This is a genomic window from Bradyrhizobium sp. SZCCHNRI3052, assembly GCF_032484895.1.
Lineage (GTDB): Bacteria > Pseudomonadota > Alphaproteobacteria > Rhizobiales > Xanthobacteraceae > Bradyrhizobium.
In genome coordinates this window covers 858,515-878,186 of sequence record NZ_JAUETW010000002.1, presented here as the reverse complement: position 1 = coordinate 878,186, position 19,672 = coordinate 858,515, and the positions used below count along the sequence as shown (strand labels likewise).

At 66.4% G+C, this 19,672-nt stretch carries 16 protein-coding genes; 10 read left to right on the top strand and 6 right to left on the bottom strand.

Annotated elements, in window-relative coordinates; translation table 11 throughout:
• Window positions 1-7 precede the first annotated feature (7 nt).
• Entirely contained in the window at window positions 8-1,342 is a 1,335-nt protein-coding gene (locus QW887_RS09195; RefSeq protein WP_316175998.1) for a dihydroorotase, read from the bottom strand.
• A gap of 198 nt (window positions 1,343-1,540) precedes the next feature.
• Between QW887_RS09195 and QW887_RS09190 the strand changes: the two genes are divergently transcribed.
• The 7 genes from QW887_RS09190 to QW887_RS09160 all read left to right on the top strand — a co-directional run bounded on the left by QW887_RS09190 (window position 1,541) and on the right by QW887_RS09160 (window position 7,618).
• A complete protein-coding gene (locus QW887_RS09190) occupies window positions 1,541-2,425 on the top strand; it encodes a folate-binding protein (protein ID WP_316175990.1) in 885 nt (294 codons plus the stop codon).
• A 9-nt stretch (window positions 2,426-2,434) separates the two neighbouring features.
• The gene (locus tag QW887_RS09185; RefSeq protein WP_316172769.1) at window positions 2,435-3,064 is read left to right on the top strand and encodes a DNA-3-methyladenine glycosylase I; all 630 of its coding nucleotides are present in this window, start codon (window positions 2,435-2,437) and stop codon (window positions 3,062-3,064) included.
• Window positions 3,061-3,678, top strand: coding sequence for an HD family hydrolase (locus QW887_RS09180; protein ID WP_315717218.1), 618 nt, complete (start codon window positions 3,061-3,063; stop codon window positions 3,676-3,678). Before QW887_RS09185 ends, QW887_RS09180 begins: the two co-directional genes overlap by 4 nt.
• A 1-nt stretch (window position 3,679) precedes the next feature.
• Window positions 3,680-3,919 carry a hypothetical protein gene (locus QW887_RS09175; protein WP_315717219.1) on the top strand — a complete coding sequence of 80 codons (240 nt, stop codon included), beginning with the start codon at window positions 3,680-3,682 and terminating at the stop codon, window positions 3,917-3,919.
• Window positions 3,916-4,140, top strand: a complete 225-nt coding sequence (locus tag QW887_RS09170) for a hypothetical protein (RefSeq protein ID WP_315717220.1) — start codon at window positions 3,916-3,918, stop codon at window positions 4,138-4,140. Before QW887_RS09175 ends, QW887_RS09170 begins: the two co-directional genes overlap by 4 nt.
• 101 nt (window positions 4,141-4,241) lie before the next feature.
• Window positions 4,242-4,748, top strand: coding sequence for a protein tyrosine phosphatase (locus QW887_RS09165; RefSeq protein ID WP_315754022.1), 507 nt, complete (start codon window positions 4,242-4,244; stop codon window positions 4,746-4,748).
• 188 nt (window positions 4,749-4,936) lie between these two features.
• The gene (locus tag QW887_RS09160; RefSeq protein WP_316194390.1) at window positions 4,937-7,618 is read left to right on the top strand and encodes a DUF2339 domain-containing protein; all 2,682 of its coding nucleotides are present in this window, start codon (window positions 4,937-4,939) and stop codon (window positions 7,616-7,618) included.
• 12 nt (window positions 7,619-7,630) lie between these two features.
• Here the strand turns inward: QW887_RS09160 and QW887_RS09155 are convergent, their stop codons facing one another.
• The 5 genes from QW887_RS09155 to QW887_RS09135 form a co-directional block, all read right to left on the bottom strand.
• Window positions 7,631-9,319: a methyl-accepting chemotaxis protein gene (locus QW887_RS09155; RefSeq protein WP_315717223.1), complete on the bottom strand. Its 1,689-nt coding sequence runs from the start codon at window positions 9,317-9,319 to the stop codon at window positions 7,631-7,633.
• A gap of 659 nt (window positions 9,320-9,978) precedes the next feature.
• Window positions 9,979-10,212 carry a DUF6894 family protein gene (locus QW887_RS09150; protein ID WP_315717224.1) on the bottom strand — a complete coding sequence of 78 codons (234 nt, stop codon included), beginning with the start codon at window positions 10,210-10,212 and terminating at the stop codon, window positions 9,979-9,981.
• Between the two features lie 176 nt (window positions 10,213-10,388).
• Window positions 10,389-11,057, bottom strand: coding sequence for a hypothetical protein (locus tag QW887_RS09145; protein ID WP_315717225.1), 669 nt, complete (start codon window positions 11,055-11,057; stop codon window positions 10,389-10,391).
• Between the two features lie 114 nt (window positions 11,058-11,171).
• Entirely contained in the window at window positions 11,172-12,158 is a 987-nt protein-coding gene (locus QW887_RS09140) for an MDR family oxidoreductase (protein ID WP_315717226.1), read from the bottom strand.
• A 64-nt stretch (window positions 12,159-12,222) separates the two neighbouring features.
• Complete coding sequence (locus tag QW887_RS09135; protein ID WP_315717227.1) at window positions 12,223-13,470, bottom strand: MFS transporter; 1,248 nt, start codon at window positions 13,468-13,470, stop codon at window positions 12,223-12,225.
• Between the two features lie 358 nt (window positions 13,471-13,828).
• Here QW887_RS09135 and QW887_RS09130 point away from each other — a divergent pair, with 358 nt between their 5' ends.
• From QW887_RS09130 to QW887_RS09115, 3 genes are all read left to right on the top strand, one after another.
• Window positions 13,829-15,427, top strand: coding sequence for an L-aspartate oxidase (locus QW887_RS09130; RefSeq protein ID WP_316175989.1), 1,599 nt, complete (start codon window positions 13,829-13,831; stop codon window positions 15,425-15,427).
• Between the two features lie 850 nt (window positions 15,428-16,277).
• Entirely contained in the window at window positions 16,278-17,171 is an 894-nt protein-coding gene (locus QW887_RS09120) for a hypothetical protein (protein ID WP_316175988.1), read from the top strand.
• Window positions 17,172-17,323: 152 nt separating this feature from the next.
• Window positions 17,324-19,669, top strand: a complete 2,346-nt coding sequence (locus tag QW887_RS09115; protein ID WP_316175997.1) for an ABC transporter substrate-binding protein — start codon at window positions 17,324-17,326, stop codon at window positions 19,667-19,669.
• Window positions 19,670-19,672 lie beyond the last annotated feature (3 nt).

Here is a 19,672-nt window from a genome sequence, read left to right as displayed (position 1 = left end):
AGCGCCGTTACGGCCGCAGCGTCTCCATGAACCGCACCGGCTCGCCGGTCGCCGGCGTCAGCAGCTCGCCCTGCCACATCACGCGCTGGCCGCGGACGAACGTGCCGACCGGCCAGCCGGTGACGCGCAGGCCATCATAGGGCGTCCAGCCGGCTTTCGAGGCGACCCATTCGTTGGTGATGGTCTCGCTGCGCTTGAGGTCCACGATGGTGAGGTCGGCGTCGTAGCCGGCGGCGATGCGGCCCTTGCGGGCGATGTTGTAGATGCGGGCGGGGCCGGCGCTGGTGAGGTCGACGAAACGTTGCAGCGACAGCCGGCCGGCATTGACGTGGTCGAGCATGATCGGCACCAGCGTCTGCACGCCGGTCATGCCGGAGGGCGAGGCCGGATAGGTCTTGGACTTTTCCTCCGCGGTGTGCGGCGCGTGGTCGGAGCCTAAGATGTCGACGATGCCCTGGTGGACGCCCCACCAGATGACGTCGCGATGATCGGCTGATCGCACCGGCGGATTCATCTGCGCGTAGGTGCCGAGCCGCTCGTAGCACTCCGGCGCCGCCAAGGTGAGATGATGCGGCGTCGCCTCGACGGTGGCGACGTCCTTGTGGTCGCGCAGATACACGATCTCCTCCTTGGTGGAGATGTGCAGCACGTGGATGCGCTTGCCGGTCTCGTGCGCGAGGGTGACGAGACGTTGCGTGGCGCGCAACGCCGCCTCCTCGTCGCGCCACACCGGGTGTGAGCGCGGATCGTTCTCGACGCGCAGGTCCTTGCGCTCGTTGAGGCGGTACTCGTCCTCGGCGTGGAACGCGGCACGGCGGCGGATCACCTGGAAGATGCGGCGCAGGCTGTCGTCGTCCTCGACCAGCAGCGAGCCGGTGGAGGAGCCGACGAACACCTTGACGCCGGCGCAGCCCTCGGCGCGCTCCAGCACCGGGAGCTGCTCGACGTTCTCGCGGGTGCCGCCGATGAAGAAGGCGAAGTCGCAATGCATGCGATGGCGGCCGGCAGCGACCTTGGCGGCGAACGCCTCCTCGGTCACCGTCAGCGGATTGGTGTTGGGCATCTCGAACACGGCGGTGACGCCGCCCATCACGGCGCTGCGCGAGCCGGTTTCGAGGTCCTCCTTGTGAGTGAGACCAGGCTCGCGAAAATGCACCTGGGTGTCGATCACGCCGGGCAGCACGTGCAGGCCCTTGCAGTCGATGATCTCGGCGGCCGAGGCGGTGCCGAGATCGCCGATCTCGACAATGCGTCCGCCCGACATGCCGATGTCGCGGACGCCCTCGCCGTCCTGATTGACCACGGTGCCGGATTTCAGAATGACGTCGAAGCGCGCGCTCATGAAGCCCTCATAGGATTTCATTCTCCTGACCGCCCCAAGACAGATCGATCATGCTGCGCGCCTGCCCATTTGCTGGCCTCCGGTGGCACACGAGTCTCGATCTTTAGAATGAAGCCACCGCGCGGCGGCGTTTCAGCCTTGTGGTTTATGCCAGGGCGGCTTACGTTTCAGTGCGGCCTGTCGCAAGAGGTTTTTCGGATGAAGGCGACGTTTCTCGACGACCGGGGCGTGGTCCAGGTCAGCGGCGACGATGCACGCAAGTTCCTCAACGGTCTCTTCACCACCGACGTCACCAAGCTCACGCCCGGCGATGCCCGGTTCGGCGCGCTGCTGACGCCGCAAGGCAAGATCATCGTTGATTTCCTGGTGGCGCAGGTGCCGGCGACGGACGCCGGCGAGCGCTTCCTGCTCGACTGTCCGCGCGCGCTGGCGCAGGCGCTCACCGACAAGCTCAACCTCTACAAGCTCAGGGCCAAGGTCGCGGTCAGCAATCGCTCCGGAGAGCTCGGCGTGATCGCGGTCTGGGATGGCGCCATCGGCGCCACGCCGGAGCCGAGCTTCGCCGATCCGCGTCATGAGCGCCTCGGCGCGCGCGTCATTGCGCCGCAGGAGGCGCTGGCGGAGATCGCCGCACGGCTCGGCGCCGAGATCGTCGATTCCGACGCCTATGAGGCGCATCGTATCGACTGCAGCGTGCCGCGCGGCGGGCTCGACTTCATGTATGGCGACGCCTTCCCGCACGAGACCAACATGGACCGGCTGCACGGCGTCGACGTCGGCAAGGGCTGCTATGTCGGCCAGGAGGTCGTGAGCCGCATGCATCATCGCGGCACCACGCGCACGCGCGCGGCGAAGGTGCTGCTCGACGGGCCGAGTCCCGAGCCGGGCACGCCGATTCTGGCCGGCGACAAGTCGGTCGGCACCATGGGCTCGGCCGCCGCGCAGAAGGGCATGGCGCTGCTGCGCATCGACCGCGCCGCCGAGGCGTTGGAGGCGGGAACGCCGCTCACCGCCGGCGGCCTCGTTCTGCGCATCGCTGATCCCGACGCGCTGCAGGGCGCGCCGAAACAGACGGTCGCCTGAGCCGGTCTCATGGGTCGCGCTGCTGTCGTCCATCCCGATGGCCTGACGCGCTGCCCCTGGCCGGGCAGCGATCCGCTCTATGTCGCCTATCACGACACCGAGTGGGGCGTGCCGGAATATGACGACCGCGCGCTGTTCGAGAAGCTGATCCTCGACGGCTTCCAGGCCGGGCTGTCGTGGATCACGATCCTGCGCAAGCGTGACAATTTCCGCCGCGCCTTCGATGATTTCCAGCCGGAGAAGATCGCGCGCTACGGCGACAAGAAGATCCACGCGCTGATGAACGATGCCGGCATCGTGCGCAACCGCGCCAAGATCGAAGGGACGATTCTCAGCGCGAAATCCTGGCTCGACATCCAGGACAAGGGTCCCGGCTTCTCCAAGCTGCTGTGGGACTTCATGGACGGCGCGCCCAAGGTCAATCAGTTCAAGACCACCGCGAGCGTGCCGGCCTCGACGCCGCTGTCGATCAAGATCTCGAAAGAGCTGGCCGCGCGCGGCTTCAAGTTCGTCGGTCCCACGATCGTCTATGCCTTCATGCAGGCGACCGGCATGGTCAACGACCATCTCGTCACCTGCTTCTGCCACGAGACCTGCAGCGGCAAGCGCCGCGCCCCGCGCCTCAAGCCTCCCAAATGACGACTGACAAGGCCCCGAGCGGGCACGACCGCGTCTGGCAGCGCATGCTGTCCGGCCGGCGGCTCAACCTCATCGATCCCTCGCCGCTCGATGTCGAGATCGCCGACATCGCCCACGGGCTCGCGCGTGTCGCGCGCTGGAATGGCCAGACCACCGGCGCGCACATCTTCTCGGTCGCGCAGCACACGCTGCTGGTCGAGACGGTGATGCGCGCGCGCAAGCCCAACATCGATGCGAAGCTGCGGCTCGCCGCGCTGCTGCACGATGCACCGGAATACGTCATCGGCGACATGATCTCGCCGTTCAAGGCGGTGCTCGGCGACGGCTACAAATCAGTCGAGAAGCGGCTGCTCGGGGCGATCCACATCCGCTTCGGGCTGCCGGCGGAGATTGCTCCGGAGATCGAGCGCCAGATCAAGGCGGCCGACCGCGGCGCCGCTTTTCTGGAGGCGACCCGGCTGGCCGGCTTCTCGGAAAGCGAGGCGAAGAAGCTGTTCGGTCGCGACCCCGGCCTGCCGGACGCCACCGTGACGGATTATCTGACGCCCTGGAGCGCGGCCAAGGCCGAGAAGCAGTTCCTGACCCGCTTCAACGCGGTGCTGGGGGCGTGCTGAGATGCCGCTGACGCCGGACGAGCGCCGCAACGAACGGCTGAAGCTGGCCGCCAACTGGGTCAACACGCTGGCGACGGCCATCGTCACTGCCGGGACGTTCGTGCCGCTTGCCCAGTTCGTCTATGGGGTGCTGCCGCCCAGCACCCCCGCGGGCCTGATCTACGGGTCGGGGGTCGTTTGCATTATCACCGGAGTGCTCATACATTTGCTCGGTCAGTGGATCCTGGGAGGTCTTCGATGACCACGCACCAGTTCGTTGCCCTGAGCTTTCCGCTCCTGACCGCCTTGGCCGTCGCCATCGTGGCCCTGTTCGTGCGCCGTCCCTGGTCCGAGAAACCGGTCGAGATCGCCCCCCAGAACCGTGAGCGGGTGCTCGATCATCTCGAGCGGCTCAACGCGGAGATCGAGGGCAAGGCCCATCTGGTCCGCCAGGAGTTGCGGCAGCTCAAGAACACGCGCTGAGGGCCGTCGGCGCACACATGCGCCAGCCCGACGGCAGACATCCAAAACGCGCTTTTGCCCTTGTGCCCCCATTCGTATAATCGGGCGTTCAAAGGCTCGCCATGATCCACGTCTGCTCACTCGCCGCCCTGCCCGAGACCGTGCGCCTGACCGGCGCCAGCCACGTGCTGACCATCATGGCCAATGTCGAGCAGGTGCGGCGACCGGAGACGATCCGCCCCGAGAACCATCTGCGGGTCTCGGTCGACGACATCACCGAGCAGCTTCCTGGCTTCATGGCGCCGAGCGAGGATCACGTCGCCCAGGTGCTGCAGTTCGTGCGCGGCTGGGATCGTGCGGCGCCACTGGTGATCCACTGCTATGCCGGCATCAGCCGCTCCACCGCGAGCGCCTTCGCCGCGGCCTGCGCGCTCAACCCCAATCGCGACGAGCTCGATATCGCCTGGGCGATCCGCCAGGCCTCGCCGATCGCCTCGCCGAACCGGCTGATCGTCAGCCTGGCCGACAGGGCACTGGGCCGCCAGGGGCGCATGGTGCGCGCGCTGGACGCGATCGGGCCCGGCGCCATGATGGTCGACAGCGCGCCGTTCCGGATCGATCTGGACTGAGTTGCAACGCTGCGTAGCCGCGTACCGGTGCGCTTTGAACTTATGTTCCACGGTTTGACACAGAGGGAACGACGGCCATCGTGCGGCCCGCCGGAGCGGTTGGCCGATTCGCCGGGGTCCGCAAGGGCTCGCAGCTTCCCTCCACCCGTGACGCCCCCCGGCGGCATCGATTTCAGGATTCCCGCGTGATGTTCGATTGGCCCCTGGATTGGATCGCCCTGCTGGTGGCGTTCGCGGCGCTCGCCTTCGCGCGCCGGACCTCCGACCGATTGGCCGAGGTGCAGGCACGGCTGGCCAAGCTCGAGGCGGCACGCCCGATCGCGGCCGCGCCGGTGGTCGCGCCGCCGCTCAGCCCGCTTCAGGAGCCCGCTGAAGCCCCGCCAATGCCGCCCCCATTGCCGGAGCTGACCGAGGCTGCCCTGCAGCCGGCGGCGATGGCGAGCGATGCAGCGGCCGAACAGCCGCCGCTCGCGTCGCCGCCACCCGTGCCGCAGCCCGCGGCCGGCTTCGAGGAGCGCATCGGCACCCGCTGGGTGGTGTGGATCGGCGGGCTGACCCTGGCGCTCGGCGGCTTCTTCATGGTGCGCTACTCGATCGAGGCCGGCCTCGTCGGCCCCGAGGTGCGCGTCGCGCTCGGCGCGCTGTTCGCCGCCGCGCTGCTCGCGGCCGGCGAATGGACACGGCGCAAGGAGAGCATCTCGCAGATCGCGGCGCTGCCGATCGCCAACATTCCGGCGATGCTCACGGCGGCCGGCACGGCGGTCGCCTTCGCCACCATCTATGCGGCCTACGCGCTGTACGACTTCCTGCCGCCCGCGATCGCCTTCGTGCTGCTCGGCGTGGTCGCGCTGGGCACGCTGGCGGCGGCGCTGCTGCATGGCCCGGCGCTCGCCGGGCTCGGCATCGTCGCGGCGTTCACGACGCCGGTGCTGGTGTCGACCGGCGAGCCGAACTACTGGGCGCTGTACATCTACCTCGCCATCGTCACCGCCGCCGCGTTCGCGCTGGCACGCGTGCGGCTGTGGCGCTGGCTCGCGATGACCACGATCGGGCTGTCGTTCCTGTGGACCTTGCCCGGACTCGACGCGGGCGTCGAGACGGTGGCGCCGCATGTTTTCCACGTCGCGGTTGGTTTCGCGCTGGCCGCACTGATCGTGGTCTGCGGCTTCATGTTCGGACCCGCCGCCGAGAACGACGAGGTCGAGCCGATCTCATCCGTCGGCCTGGCGGTTTATCTGCTCGGCGCCATGCTAGTCGTGCTGGCGAGCTTCCATGACGGCCTGGCGCTGATCGGCTTCACGGTGCTGGTCGCGGCGACGCTGGCGGTCGCCTGGCGCGCGCCGAGCGCCGTCGGCGCGGTGGCCGCCGCCGCTGCGACCGTGTTCCTCGTGTTCGCCGAATGGGCGCTGCGCGACAATCCGGACCTGCTGGTGCTGCCCGGCGGCGCGCTGCCCGGGATGGGGCCGAACCCGCTCGGCGCGTCGGTCACGTCGCATCTGGTGACGGCAGCGATCTTCGCGCTGGGCTTCGGCGGCGCCGGCTTCCTGGCGCAGGGGCGCGCGCACAACGCCGTCGTGCCGGTGGTGTGGTCGGCGGCCGGCGTGTTCACGCCGCTGGCGCTGCTGGTCGCGCTCTATACGCGCATCGCCCATCTCGACCGCTCGATCCCGTTCGCGATCCTCGCCGTCGTGCTCGCCGCCGGCTTTGCCGTCGCCACCGAGGCGCTGACGCGGCGCGAGGAACGTCCCGGCCTCAGTGCCTCGATCGCGCTGTTCGCGACCGGCACGCTGGCCGCGCTGGCGCTGGCCCTGACCTTCGCGCTTGAGAAGGGCTGGCTGACGATCGCGCTGGCGCTGATGTCGCTCGGCACCGCCTGGATCTTCGAGAGCCGGCCGATCCCGTTCCTGCGCACGCTCGCGGCCGTCTTTGCCGGGCTCGTGGTGCTGCGCATCGGCCATGATCCGCGCATCGTCGGCGCCGATGTCGGCACCACGCCGATCTTCAACTGGCTGCTGTGGGGCTATGGCGTGCCGGCGGCGTCGTTCTGGGGCGCGAGCTATCTGATGCGCCGCCATGGCGACGACGCGCCGCTGCGCGCGGTGGAGGCCGCCGCGATCCTGTTCACGACCCTGCTCGCCTTCCTGGAGATCCGCCACGCCGTCAACGACGGCGACATGCTGGCGGTGCCGTCGCTCGCCGAAGTGGGACTCGACGTCTGCGTGGCCCTGGCGCTGGCGATCGGGCTGGAGCGGCTGCGGGAGCGCAGCGGCAGCATCGTGCACAACATCAGCGCCGTGATCCTCACCGGATTCGCCGGCGGCGCCACCGTGCTCGGCCTGCTGCTGTTCGAAAACCCGATGATCTCGGACGTCGCGATCAAGGGCGGCCTGCTCAACATCCTGATCCTGGCCTATGCGTTCCCGGCGGTACTGATGCTGCTGTTGTCCTACGCGGTCGCAGGCCGCCGTCCGCCAGCCTATGGCAATACGCTGGCCGCGGGCGCACTGATCCTGGCGCTGTCCTATGTCAGCCTCGAGATCCGCCGCATCTATCACGGCCCCGATCTGACGGCAGGACCGACCAGCGCCGCCGAGCAGTACACCTATTCGATCGCCTGGCTCGCCTTCGGCGTGATGCTGCTCGGGATCGGAATCATCGTGCAGTCGCAGCGCGCGCGTCTGGCATCCGCGATCGTGATCGCGCTGACGATCCTGAAGGCCTTCCTGATCGACATGTCGGCGCTGACCGGCGTGTGGCGCGCCCTGTCGTTCATCGGGCTCGGCCTGGTGCTGGTCGCGATCGGCTGGCTGTACCAGAAGGTGCTGTTCCGACGGCAGCAGCAGGCGCCGCCGGCTCAGCCGGCGGCATAGCGCCATGTCGGATTAGGCTGCGCGCACCGACTCCAGGAACGACGCCACCTCACGCTTCAGCCGGTCGCTGTCCGAGGCCAGCGACTGCGCCGCGGCCAGCACGTGCGTGGAAGCCGTACCAGTCTCGGTCGCGCCGCGCTGCACGTCGACGACGTTCACGGAAACCTGCTGCGTGCCCTCCGATGCCTGCTGGACGTTGCGCGAGATCTCCTGCGTGGCGGCGCCCTGCTCCTCCACGGCCGCCGCGATCGCCGACGAGATTTCCGACAGCCGCTCGATGGTCGTGGAGATCGCCCGGATGGCGCCGACCGATTCCTGCGTCGCGGCCTGGATGCCGGACACCTGCTGGCCGATCTCGTCGGTCGCCTTGGCGGTCTGCTCGGCCAGCGCCTTCACCTCGGAGGCGACGACCGCGAAGCCGCGACCGGCTTCGCCGGCGCGCGCCGCCTCGATGGTCGCATTCAGCGCCAGCAGGTTGGTCTGGCCGGCGATCGTGTTGATCAGCTCGACCACGTCGCCGATGCGCGCCGCCGCCTTGCTCAGCTCGCTCACGCGATCATTGGTCATGCGCGCCTGGTCGACGGCCTCGGTGGCCATGCGGGCGGATTCCTGCACCTGGCGGCTGATCTCGGTGATCGACGACGATAGCTCCTCCGTCGCGGAAGCGACCGACTGTACGTTGGTCGAAGCCTCCTCCGAAGCAGCCGCAACCGCGGTCGAGATCTCCTGCGAGCGCGTCGCGGTGGATGACAGCGCGCCGGCGGAATGCTCGAGCTCGGTCGAGGCCGACGACACCGTCTGCACGATCTCGCCGATCGTCGCCTCGAACTGGCGGGTGATATTGTCGACGCGCCGGCCGCGTTCGATCTTGACCTCGGCATCGTGTGCCGCAAGCTCGTCGGCCTCCTTCTTGGCGATCAGCGCCTCCTTGAACACCTGCAGCGTATCGGCCATGGCGCCGATCTCGGTCGGCTCGCCGCGATGCGTCACCTCCGCGCCGAGATCGCCCTTGGCGAGCTCCTGCATCGGCTTGATGATCGACGCAATGCCGGACGAGACGTTCTGCACGAGATAGAAACCGACGGCGACGCCGGCAATGACGGCCGCGACAATGATCGACACCACCAGCCAGATCGCACGCGTGAAGCTCTCGGCTGCCTGCCGCGTCGCGTTGTCGGCACCCTTGTTGTTGAACTCGATGTCCTGGATGAAATACTTGTCGGCGTCGCGCGCGATCGCCGCGGCCGATTTTTCCAGCATTTCGGTGGCTTCGCGCGGGATCTTTCCGACGCTCTTGTTGGATTCGTCCATCACCTGCTTGACCGCGACGACGTACTTCTCCCAGGACTGCACCCAGTTGTTGTAGATCGCCCGTTCCTCGGCCGAGGTGATCATCGGCTCGTAGGTCTTGCGGTCCTTGTTGATCGTCTCAAGGATTCCGTTGACGCGCTTCTCCGCGCCCTGCTTGGCCTCGGCCGTCTCCGACATCACATGCGCGCGCAAGGCGATGCGCAGCAGATTGATGTCGGCGCGCAGCTCGCCGATCGCGCGCACGCTCGGCAGCCAATTGGTGGCGATGTCGACCGTGTTGGCATTGATCGACTGCATGCTGGTGACGGCGAGCACGCCGAGCCCGCACATGGTGACGAGCATGAAGGCGATGACCGATATGATCTTCGTACGGATGGACATCTTTGACACGGAGGACCCCAGCTGACTGCGTGGTTCGGCCGCGTCCTGCCAGCGCCAAAGACGGCCCGAACATCCAGGTCTGCGCTGCGCTGCGCGGTCGAGGTCAGAGGATCAGAGGGCTCCGAAAATTCCGAACCCGCCTATCGTCTCTGCCGACCTCATTGGGCGCGAAACAGGCTTATCAGAGGTTAATGCTGGAACCGTAAGATTACTGACAATGCCCATAAAATGATGGCGCGCAGGGATGACACGGTACCGTGAAACCGGCCACCGCCACACCTGGTCTCCCGATACCGCTGAAGGATCGCGTCGAAGCAAGACCTTTGGAGCGCGCACGGGGCAAAGGACGATTGCCGCCACAACCTGCGCCGGCAGGCGGCAGCACCGGAAGACGCTGATCACCGCGCGGATGAATCCGGAGATGAGGTGGGCCGGGCCAGGACCGACGTTCGGCAGCATCACAAGCGACTGAGCACGAGAAGCGTGACGGAGATCGGCGGCGCCGGGGCACGACGCGGAGCCTAGGCCGAACTCCATCAATCCCGACTGACGTGCCCGAGGCGGACGCAGACTTCATCAAAAGGCGCCTGCGCGCAGAAGATTGCCGCCACGGCAAACCGGACTCGAATCCGACGGCCAGCGGCGCAATCACCCCGGACAGCTCGACCTCAGCCGACCGCTTCGGACACCAGGCGAATCCGGAACACCGGCTGCTTGGCTTCGTCGAGCAGCTCCATCTGCCACTCGGCCCCCTGCTGCAACGACCTCGAGATCCCGCCGATCAGGTCGGAGCAGACAGCCGTCAGCTCGTTCCAGGCGGTTTCCCGGTTGGCGAATTCATACGGCTGATCAGCCGCGCCAGAATAGCGGCCCTGGCTGATCCGGAAGAAATAAAGCGACATAACGACCCTTTCTCGTGGGCCACCCCCCTGGTTGCAAACTGCACACGAGTCGCTACCGAGGCATGAATTTGAGATTCCGTACGATTACGGCGCAATGACCACTAACGTGCGGTCAGCTTAAAATATTACTCTATGATAATAGGGAACCGGTTTTTCAATGATCGGTGAACTAACAACTAATCGGTCGAGCGACGCAGCTCCGGCGCCGCATCCGACTTCGCGTTATCGGATTTGGTAATTTCAGTCTTCGCGTTTTCGGCCTTCATGTTCTCCGTCTTGGAACTTTCCGCCCTGGCGGCCTTCGCAGCATCTGCCTTCAAGGGGTCCACCTTGCTGCGTTCCACCCGCGGGGTCTCGACCCGTGCCGCTACTTCGGTGTGGGAGCCGTCAGCCGCGGGTCCAGCAGCGCGTGCGGCGCGCGGCCGCGCCACGGCGCGCGCCATCAGCATGGTGGCTCCGCCCTGGTGCTGGAAGTCGCAATAGGCGAAGGCGCCGAGCCCGGAGACCGAACCGCGGAAGCTGCGATCGTCCTTCTTGTCGAGGTTGAAGCACGGTTCGAACGGCATGCCCTTGATGGCAGCGCAGACATTCTGGCCGCGAATCTGCAGGGTATTGCCCGGCAGGCGGATGTGACGCACCGGCCCCGAGCCGGAGAACTGCACCGCACCGGCCGCGCCCATGTCGTCGAGAATGCGGCCCGCGCCACGGGTGCCGTCGACGCAGGTGAAGGCGAACACCTTTCCGGCGACGAATTTGCGGGCCTCGTCGGCTGTCATCGAACCCGCCATCGCAGGAGCAATCACGGCACCGGCAGTCACGGTCCCCAGCAATATACGCGCGAGCATGCATCAAACTCCCACTTAACCCCACGCAGCGGGTAAGGCGGTATCTTTACCCCATGCTTACCATACCAACCATGGCAACAATGGAGCAGCATGGTTTGAAAAGTCTGAACGTCCTCAGGATATTCTTACCACCGTACGGCCGCGGACCTGGCCGGCGAGGATCTGCGGCCCCAGCGACGCCACCTGGTCCAAGGCGATTTCGTGAGTGATTTCAGCTAGTTTTGCGCGATCCAGATCGGTCGCGAGGCGCTGCCAAGCCGCCTTGCGCGCCGGCAGCGGGCACATCACCGAATCGACTCCGAGGAGGCACACGCCGCGCAAAATGAACGGCGCCACCGACGTTGGCAAATCCATGCCCGCAGCGAGGCCGCAGGCGGCGATGGCGCCGCCATATTTGGTCATCGCCAGCAGGTTGGCGAGCGTATTGGAGCCGACGCTGTCGATGCCGCCCGCCCAGCGCTCCTTCGCCAGCGGCTTGGCCGGTCCGGACAGCTCGTTGCGGTCGATGATCTCGGCGGCACCGAGCGACTTGAGATAGTCAGCCTCGGCCAAGCGGCCGGTCGAGGCGATCACATGGTAGCCGAGCTTGGCGAGCACAGCCGTCGCCACCGAGCCGACGCCGCCGGCCGCGCCCGTCACCACCACCGGCCCGCTCGCCGGCGTCAGCCCGTGCTTCTCCAGGGCGAGCACCGCAAGCATCGCGGTGAAGCCGGCGGTGCCGATCGCCATCGCGTCCCGGGCCGACAGGCCCTGCGGCAGGCCGACCAGCCAGTCGCCCTTGACCCGCGCCCTCTCGGCATAGGCGCCGAGATGGGTCTCGCCCATGCCCCAGCCGGTGCAGATCACGGCATCTCCCGGCTTCCAGTCGGGATGGCTGGACTGCTCGACCGTGCCGGCGAAATCGATCCCGGCGATCATCGGGAAGCGGCGCACCACCGGCGCCTTGCCGGTCAGCGCCAGCCCATCCTTGTAATTCAGCGCCGACCACTCGACCTTCACGGTGACGTCGCCGTCCATCAGCTCGGCTTCATCGAACTGCGTCAGCGTCGCGGTCGTTCCCTTGTCCGCCTTGTCGATCCGGATCGCCTTGAACGTTCCCACAGCCGCACTCCCTGCGCTTTCTTCGTCTCGCGCCATGTTTAGCCGATCGGATCGGCCGCGCAACTCACGTCGCGGGAACGGCGCGCGCCACCGGCTTCTCGACGATCGGCAGGTTGATCAGCGCCGACAACACGCCGAACACGATCGACAGCCACCAGATCGGCGTGTACGAGCCGTAGCGCTCGAACACGAGGCCACCGAGCCAGACGCCGAGGAAGCCGCCCACCTGGTGGCTGACGAAGGCGAAGCCATAGAGCGTGGCGAGCCAGCGGGTGCCGAACATGATCGCGACCAGCGACGAGGTCGGCGGCACCGTGGAGAGCCAGGCGAGCCCGGAAACCGCGCCGAAGGCGATCGCGGAAGCCGCCGTGACCGGGAACGAGATGAAGGCGAGCGTCGCCAGCGCACGGGTGAAATAGATGAAGGACAGGATGTAGCGCTTCGGCAGCCGGCTCTGCAGCCAGCCGACACTAAGCGAGCCGATGATGTTGAACAGGCCGATCGCCGCGATCACCCAGCCGCCAACCTGCGCCGAAAGGCCGCGATCGACCAGGAACGCCGGCAGGTGCACGGTGATGAAAGCGAGCTGGAAGCCGCAGGTGAAGAATCCGAGCACCAGCAGCACGTAGGAGCGGTGGCCGAACGCCTCCATCAGCGCGGTCGTGAACGACTGCTGCTCGGCCTCCGACGGCTTGGCCTCGGCTGCCGGCGGCGTCGCCACGGCGAGCGACAACGGCACGATGAACAGCATCAGCGTTGCGAACACCATCAGCGCGCTCTGCCAGCCGAACTGGTCGATCAGCGCGACGCCGAACGGAGCGAACAGGAACTGGCCGAGCGAGCCGGCCGCGGTGCCGGCGCCGAGCGCGACGCCGCGGCGCTCCGGCGGCAGCAGCTTGCTGAAAGCCGACAGGATGAGATTGAACGAGCAGCCCGACAGGCCGAAGCCGACCAGCACGCCGGCGCCGATGTTCAGCGACAGCGGCGAGCTGGAATAGCGCATCATCAGCAGGCCGCCGGCATAGAGCAGCGCGCCGACACAGATGACGCGCATCACGCCGAAACGATCGGCGATCGCACCGGCGAGCGGCTGACCGAGTCCCCACAACAGGTTCTGCACCGCCACCGCGAGGGCGAACACGTCGCGTCCCCAGGCGAATTCACGGCTCATCGGCTGCACGAAGAAGCCGAGGCTGGAGCGCGGACCGAAGCTCAGCAGCGCAATGGCGCAGCCGCACACGATGATGACCACCGGTGTGCGCCAGCCCTGATTGCGGGACACCGTACCGAGATCGCCTGCCTGTACCGACATCAGTGTCCTCCCCTGCCGCGGTCGCTGTCCGCCGCGCCTCTCCGGTTAATGCATTTGCATTGAACTCCCAAGCTCAAAAGCGGAACCCAGTCATGAAAAATTTCGATGCGGCGGCCAGCCATGAGCAGGTGTCATCCGAAGCGAGTTCCGGCAGCGGAACTCGCTCATGCGTCTTTGTCCCCGCGCGAAAACGTCCTGATGCGCGAGTCGCAAACGACGATTCATCCTGTGCGGGAGCGACCTTCAGAACGGCCGCTATTTGTCGCCAAACACCGATAAACAGCGAAGGAAGTCTCTGAAGAAGAACTAACAGGTACCGCGGTACACATGCGCACGGAATGTGGAATTTGGACAGCACATGGACCACGATCAGATCGAGACATCCGGCCACGTCGTGATCGTCGGTGCCGGAGTTGCCGGACTGTTCTGCGCGCTGAAGCTCGCCCCGCAGCCGGTCACGTTGATCTCCGCGACCTCATTGGGTGAGGCCTCGTTCGGCACGACGATGCAGGCCGACATCGCCGCAGCGGTGTCATCCGGCGACAGCCCCGATACCCATGCCGCCGACATGATCGCTGCGGGTGGCGGCCTGGTCGACGCGACGGCGGCGCTGGCGCTCGCGCGCGATGCCTCGGCTGCAATCGAGGACCTGGTCCGTCTCGGCGTGGCATTCGATCGTGATCACGGCGGCAGGCTGGCGACGTCTCGTGCGGCTGCGCACGCCGCGCGACGGATTCTCAGCGTTCGCGGGGACTTCACCGGACAGGCGATCATCACCGCGCTGTCGCAAGCCGTGCGCGCTACGCCCTCGATCCGCATCATCGAGGGCCATGTCGCCGACGCGCTGCTGACGGAAGACGGCGCGGTGCGTGGCCTGCAACTGCGGCCGACCGATGACGACGCGGCCGCGCCGATGCTGATCGCGGCGCCGGCAATCGTGCTGGCCACCGGCGGCATCGGCCGGCTGTTCGCGGCGACCACGAATCCGCCGCACGCCACCGGCATCGGCCTCGCCATCGCCGCCCGCGCTGGCGCGGTGATTGCCGATCCGGAGTTCGTGCAGTTTCATCCGACCGCGATGATGACCGGTCACGATCCGGCGCCGGTTGTGAGCGAGAGTCTGCGCGGCGCCGGCGCGATCCTGATCAACCGGCGCGGCCAGCGTTTCATGCTGCCGCGCCATCCGCTGGTCGATCTTGCGCCGCGCGACACGGTGGCCCGCGGCGTCATGGCCGAGATCATCGCTGGACGCGGCGCTTTTCTCGATGCGCGCGACGTGCTCGATGACGACGTCGCCGAGCGCTATCCGATGCTGCACCGGGCCTGCGTCGCCGCGGGGCTCGATCCGACCCGCCAGCCGATTCCAGTGGCGCCGGCGGCGCATTTCCACATGGGCGGGATCGCGGTCGACGCGCAGGGCCGCAGCTCGATCGAGGGGCTCTGGGCGGCAGGTGAAGTCGCCGCGACGGCAACGGATGGCGCCAACCACATCGCCGGCAACGCGCTGCTCGCGGCGCTGGTGTTCGCCCGGCGGATTGCCGACGACATCTCCGGCCGGACGTTGACCGCGTCCTCCACCCTGCAGCACGTTGCATTCGCCGATCCGGCCGGATCCTGCGCGGGCGCAGCGAAGGTGTCGCTGCGCGAGATGATGACGAGCCAGCTCGGTGTCATCCGCGACGAGGAGCGGCTCGCCGAGGCCATCGCCGCGATTGCCAGGATGGAGCGCGACGCCGGCAGCCCGAGGCTGCGCAACATGGCGAGCGCCGCGCTGCTGATCGCCACCGCGGCCTGGAGCCGGCGCGAGAGCCGCGGTGCGCATTGCCGCGCCGACTGCCCCGCGGAGAATCCGAGTTTCGCGCAGCGGACGATGACCACATTGGCCGCTGCCCGCGAGATCGCCGACGAGCTCGCGGCACGGCCGACGGCGCGGCAGTCGCGGCCATTGAGCGCGTAGCAAGAGCTGATCCGACTGCGTCACGACGGAGCTCGGCAGTCGCGTTTTCACCGTCATTCGTGATCACCGTCATTCCGGGTTCAGGGCCTGCGGCCTTGTCCCGGAATGACGGTGCTCATGACGAAGCAGCCATCGTCGCCCAATACAGATATTACGACTCGTTGTTATTTGCTGCCTCGCCGGTATTTGGGGGCAGGCACGATGTAATTAGTGCGTGCCGTGTCGGCCGCGTGCATCCATTGATCCGCGGGCGCTGGACGAACAAATCGGCCGTACCGTTGCGCTGGTGCTCGTAGTCATCACGCGCACGATCTGAGCGGCCCTCGCCAATGAGTTGGACGAGGCCTTTCGTCGAAGCAGATCACCGGCTGACGCTGATGCGACTCGCCGCACGGATCGAGCACATCCTCTACGCGCGCGACTAATTCGCATCGATCTGTGGGTATACGCCACATGCTCCTGCGCCATGGTTTCAGATCGTTCTCGGCCAGACGCCGCCGCACTATCTCGTGCGCCCCGGCGCCGACGGCATTTACCAGCACCAACTAAATGGCTGGACAGGTTCGCCATGATTTCGGCAAAAGAACCGCGGAACCTGTACAAATAAGAAAAAGAGATGGTCGAAATTTAGCGGTGCTCAAGTAGTAGCGCGCGTTTTGTCCGTCCTGCTGACGAGGAAATGGGAATTCACGGCTGCCAGATCGCCGATTCACCGCTTGGCATGGCCATAGATTCGGTCATCGGTCTCGCCGCCGGTTTGGAAGCCGAGACGCCGAGCAGAAAGGCGCCAAACGGTCCAGGGAGTGTTGCGGGGCGACGCGATGGCGCGTGTCCGCAGGAGTAGTTGAGGATGAGTTCCTTATTGCGGAGTAGCGGATCGCGGATCACCGTGGGTGATGCGCAGAGCGAACGTTGGCGCCCGGCAAAGCCTGCCGCTTTGTCCAACAGCCTCGCGCATGCGACGTCTGAGCCTGATGAGGATGCGGCCACCGATCTCTCCCGGCCGTGGTGGCAAACCACTTCAGCGGTTGACGATGCGCCGATGCCAATGGCGCCAGCAGAAGCGGACCGATCCTGGCAGATCCCTTCACTCGATCCCGTCGTGATGCCTCCACCTCCGCCCGAACGGCTCGAATTCGATTCTGTTTTCCGGTTCGGTGCCGCAGCGGCCGCGCTTGCGTGCCTCGCGTTCTTTGCGGTGCGCATCATGCAGGCTCCGAACATTGAAACAGTTACGAAGTCTGAAGCGACCGCTTCATCGTCTCCCCGAAACTTCGGGACAGCGGGGAAATCGAAATCCGATGACGGCCAAGCATCGCTGGACGCCGCGGCGCACACGATCGGACGGGCCGATTCGATCTTGGCGTCGGTCCCGATCGTCAAGCCGGCTCCGGGCGGAGGCGAGACCCCGCAGTCAATTCCGCCGAAAGCATCTCGGACCATCGCGACCAGGAGCCCTGCACCGGCGGCCGCGTCTGCGCTGACCAAGAACGAGATCAGCGAAATGCTGAAGCGCGGACGCGATCTCATCGGCGCGGGCGACGTTGCGAGTGCCCGCCTGATCCTGGCGCATGTCGCGGAAGCGGACGCCGAAGCATCACTGACGCTGGCCGGCACCTATGACCCCGCGATCTTGTCCAGCCTGAAAGCCGTTGGCGTCGCGCCCGATCCGGCCAAGGCCCGCGCCTGGTACGCGAGAGCCGCCGAACTCGGGTCACTCGAGGCTCGACGGCGGCTCGAGTGACCCGAGCTTCGAAACCGGGTGATCCAGCGCGGTCTCACGCCGGTCGCTGCGCAGGAATTGCGGCGAGGCGCGGACCGCCGGATCCTGGTCGATGGTGTCGTGCGGGCGACGCGCGTCCCCGCAAAGTGTTGTGTTGCGTGATGAGGTCCATGATGGGAATGTTTGATCGTCTGTTGCAACCGGCCTTGTCGTCAGCGCCCCGTGGTCCTCGGCTGCTTGGCGCGCCGGGTTCTCCGACCGTGGCGTTGCTCCTCGTGCTTGCCGCCGTGCCAGGCCTGGCGCGTGCTGCCGAGGGCGAGATCCGGATCGGCAATACCACGCCCTACAGCGGGCCGGCGGCCGCCTACGGCAGCGTGAGCAAGGTCATCTCCGCCTATTTCCAGAAGGTGAATGACGAGGGCGGGATCAGGGGCCGCAAGATCACCTACATCTCCTATGACGACGGCTATAATCCGCAGAAGACGGTGGAGCTGACACGACGGCTGGTGGAGGAAGACAAGGTCGACGTCATCTTTGCGAGCGTTGGAACAGCGACCAGCGCGGCGGTGCGGCCTTATCTCAACGCGAACAGGATACCGCAATTGTTCGTCGGCTCCGGCGCCTCGATCTGGGATCAGCCTCGCGACTATCCTTGGACCATGGGAGCGCAACCCAGCTACCAGATTGAAGCTCATATTCACGCGCAATATCTGCTCGAGCAACATGCCGGTGGCGCGCGCATCGGTGTGCTTTATCAAGACGACGAGTTCGGCAAGGACTATCTGAAGGGTTTGAAGGACGGGCTCGGCGGCAAGCTGCCGATCGTCGCGGAAGCGGCTTACGCGGTCACCGATGCCGACATCAATCAGCAGATCGCGAAGCTGAAGACCGCCGGAGCCAACATCCTGGTCGACGTCAGCACCCCGAAATTCACGGTGCTCACGATCCGCCGCCTCGCCGAGCTCGGCTGGAGACCCGAGCACATCATCCCCACGGTTTCGGATTCGGTTGCCACCGTGCTGCAGCCTGCAGGCCTGCAGAACGCGGAAGGACTGCTTTCCGCCACCATCCTGTACGAGGGCGGTGTGCAGGGCGGCGATCCCGGCTTCGCCGAGTGGTCCGCGTTCATGGATCGCTACGCGCCTGCAATCAGCAAGAACAACAGCTTGGGAATCGTGGGCTACGCGCTTGCCAACCTGATGGTTGCGGTCCTGCGCAATTGCGGCGACGACTTCTCCCGCGACAACATCATGAGGCAGGCGCGTTCCTTGAAGGGGACGCCAATTCCCATGTTGATTCCCGGGATCGTCGCCAATACCAGCGCCAGCGACCACGCGCCGATCGAGCAGATGCAGATGAAGCGTTTCGTCAATGGCCATTGGGAACGGTTCGGGCCTGTGCGCAGCGGAATCGACCCGGGTGCGGTCAGCGATTCCTTCAAGGCGATCTTCCGCTATGCCTCGGCCAAGCGCGATCTCGCGAGCCAGCTCAACGCCAATACGGTGAGCCTGATGACGGGCTCGTATGGCAGCACCTATTCCCAGATGGGCGCCGACGTCGCCTCGGTCCTCAATGACGGCATCAACCTGCGGGTCATGCCGGTCCTCGGCAGCGGCTCGGTTCAGGCGGTGGCCGACATCCTCATGCTCAAGGGCGTCGACGTGGGAATCGTGCGCAAGGACACGCTGTCCTATCTCGAACGCAAGGACTTCGCGAGCAACATCCGCAATCAGCTCGTCTACGTCACCAAGATGTTCAACGAGGAAATGCATGTTCTGGCGCCGCGATCGATCCGCACCATGCGGGAGCTCGACGGCAAGACCGTTGCGGTCGACCTGCCGGACGGCAGCACCTTCGTGACCGCGATCAACGTGTTCGAGCGGCTCGCGATCAAGCCGCATCTGCTCTATATCGAGCCGCGCATCGCGCTCGAAATGTTGCGCAAGGGGGAGATCGACGCGATGATTGCGGTCGACGGCAAGCCGGTGCCCTGGCTCAGCCAGATCACGGATGCCAATCTGCATCTCGTCCCGGTCGGCTACGACAAGACCTTGCGCGAGGATTACCTTCCATCCAAGCTCACCGCGGACGACTACCCCAACCTGATCTCCAATTCCGAGTCGGTGGAAACGATCGCAGCAGAGGCAATCCTGGCGTCGTATAATTGGCAGCCGGGAAGCGACCGCGATCGCCGGCTGTCGCTGCTGGTCGAGTCGCTGTTCTCACGCATGTCGCAGCTGCAGCGGCCTCCCTTCCATCCGAAATGGCAGGAGATGGCGCCGCGCGCGCCGGTCGCCGGCTGGACCAGGTTCCGGGCCGCGCAGGAATGGCTCGATGGGACGACACGGATTCCGGCGGCCACTACGGCCACCGTTAGACCGTCGAAGCCGGTCGCGGCCGCCGCACCGTCCCCGCGCATTCCTGTCACGGCAAAGCCGACGGCCGCAACGCCGCCGGACCAGGCGCGCCAGACCGAGTTGTATCGCCGCTTTCTCGAGTGGAATGCGACGCGTCGCTAGATG

Excerpts from the sequence above, each read along its gene's own strand:
- QW887_RS09195 (WP_316175998.1), bottom strand. The coding sequence starts at position 1,342 with ATGAGCGCGCGCTTCGACGTCATTCTGAAATCCGGCACCGTGGTCAAT.
- QW887_RS09190 (WP_316175990.1), top strand. The coding sequence starts at position 1,541 with ATGAAGGCGACGTTTCTCGACGACCGGGGCGTGGTCCAGGTCAGCGGC.
- QW887_RS09185 (WP_316172769.1), top strand. The coding sequence starts at position 2,435 with ATGGGTCGCGCTGCTGTCGTCCATCCCGATGGCCTGACGCGCTGCCCC.
- QW887_RS09180 (WP_315717218.1), top strand. The coding sequence starts at position 3,061 with ATGACGACTGACAAGGCCCCGAGCGGGCACGACCGCGTCTGGCAGCGC.
- QW887_RS09175 (WP_315717219.1), top strand. The coding sequence starts at position 3,680 with ATGCCGCTGACGCCGGACGAGCGCCGCAACGAACGGCTGAAGCTGGCC.
- QW887_RS09170 (WP_315717220.1), top strand. The coding sequence starts at position 3,916 with ATGACCACGCACCAGTTCGTTGCCCTGAGCTTTCCGCTCCTGACCGCC.
- QW887_RS09165 (WP_315754022.1), top strand. The coding sequence starts at position 4,242 with ATGATCCACGTCTGCTCACTCGCCGCCCTGCCCGAGACCGTGCGCCTG.
- QW887_RS09160 (WP_316194390.1), top strand. The coding sequence starts at position 4,937 with ATGTTCGATTGGCCCCTGGATTGGATCGCCCTGCTGGTGGCGTTCGCG.
- QW887_RS09150 (WP_315717224.1), bottom strand. The coding sequence starts at position 10,212 with ATGTCGCTTTATTTCTTCCGGATCAGCCAGGGCCGCTATTCTGGCGCG.
- QW887_RS09145 (WP_315717225.1), bottom strand. The coding sequence starts at position 11,057 with ATGCTCGCGCGTATATTGCTGGGGACCGTGACTGCCGGTGCCGTGATT.
- QW887_RS09135 (WP_315717227.1), bottom strand. The coding sequence starts at position 13,470 with ATGTCGGTACAGGCAGGCGATCTCGGTACGGTGTCCCGCAATCAGGGC.
- QW887_RS09130 (WP_316175989.1), top strand. The coding sequence starts at position 13,829 with ATGGACCACGATCAGATCGAGACATCCGGCCACGTCGTGATCGTCGGT.
- QW887_RS09120 (WP_316175988.1), top strand. The coding sequence starts at position 16,278 with ATGAGTTCCTTATTGCGGAGTAGCGGATCGCGGATCACCGTGGGTGAT.
- QW887_RS09115 (WP_316175997.1), top strand. The coding sequence starts at position 17,324 with ATGGGAATGTTTGATCGTCTGTTGCAACCGGCCTTGTCGTCAGCGCCC.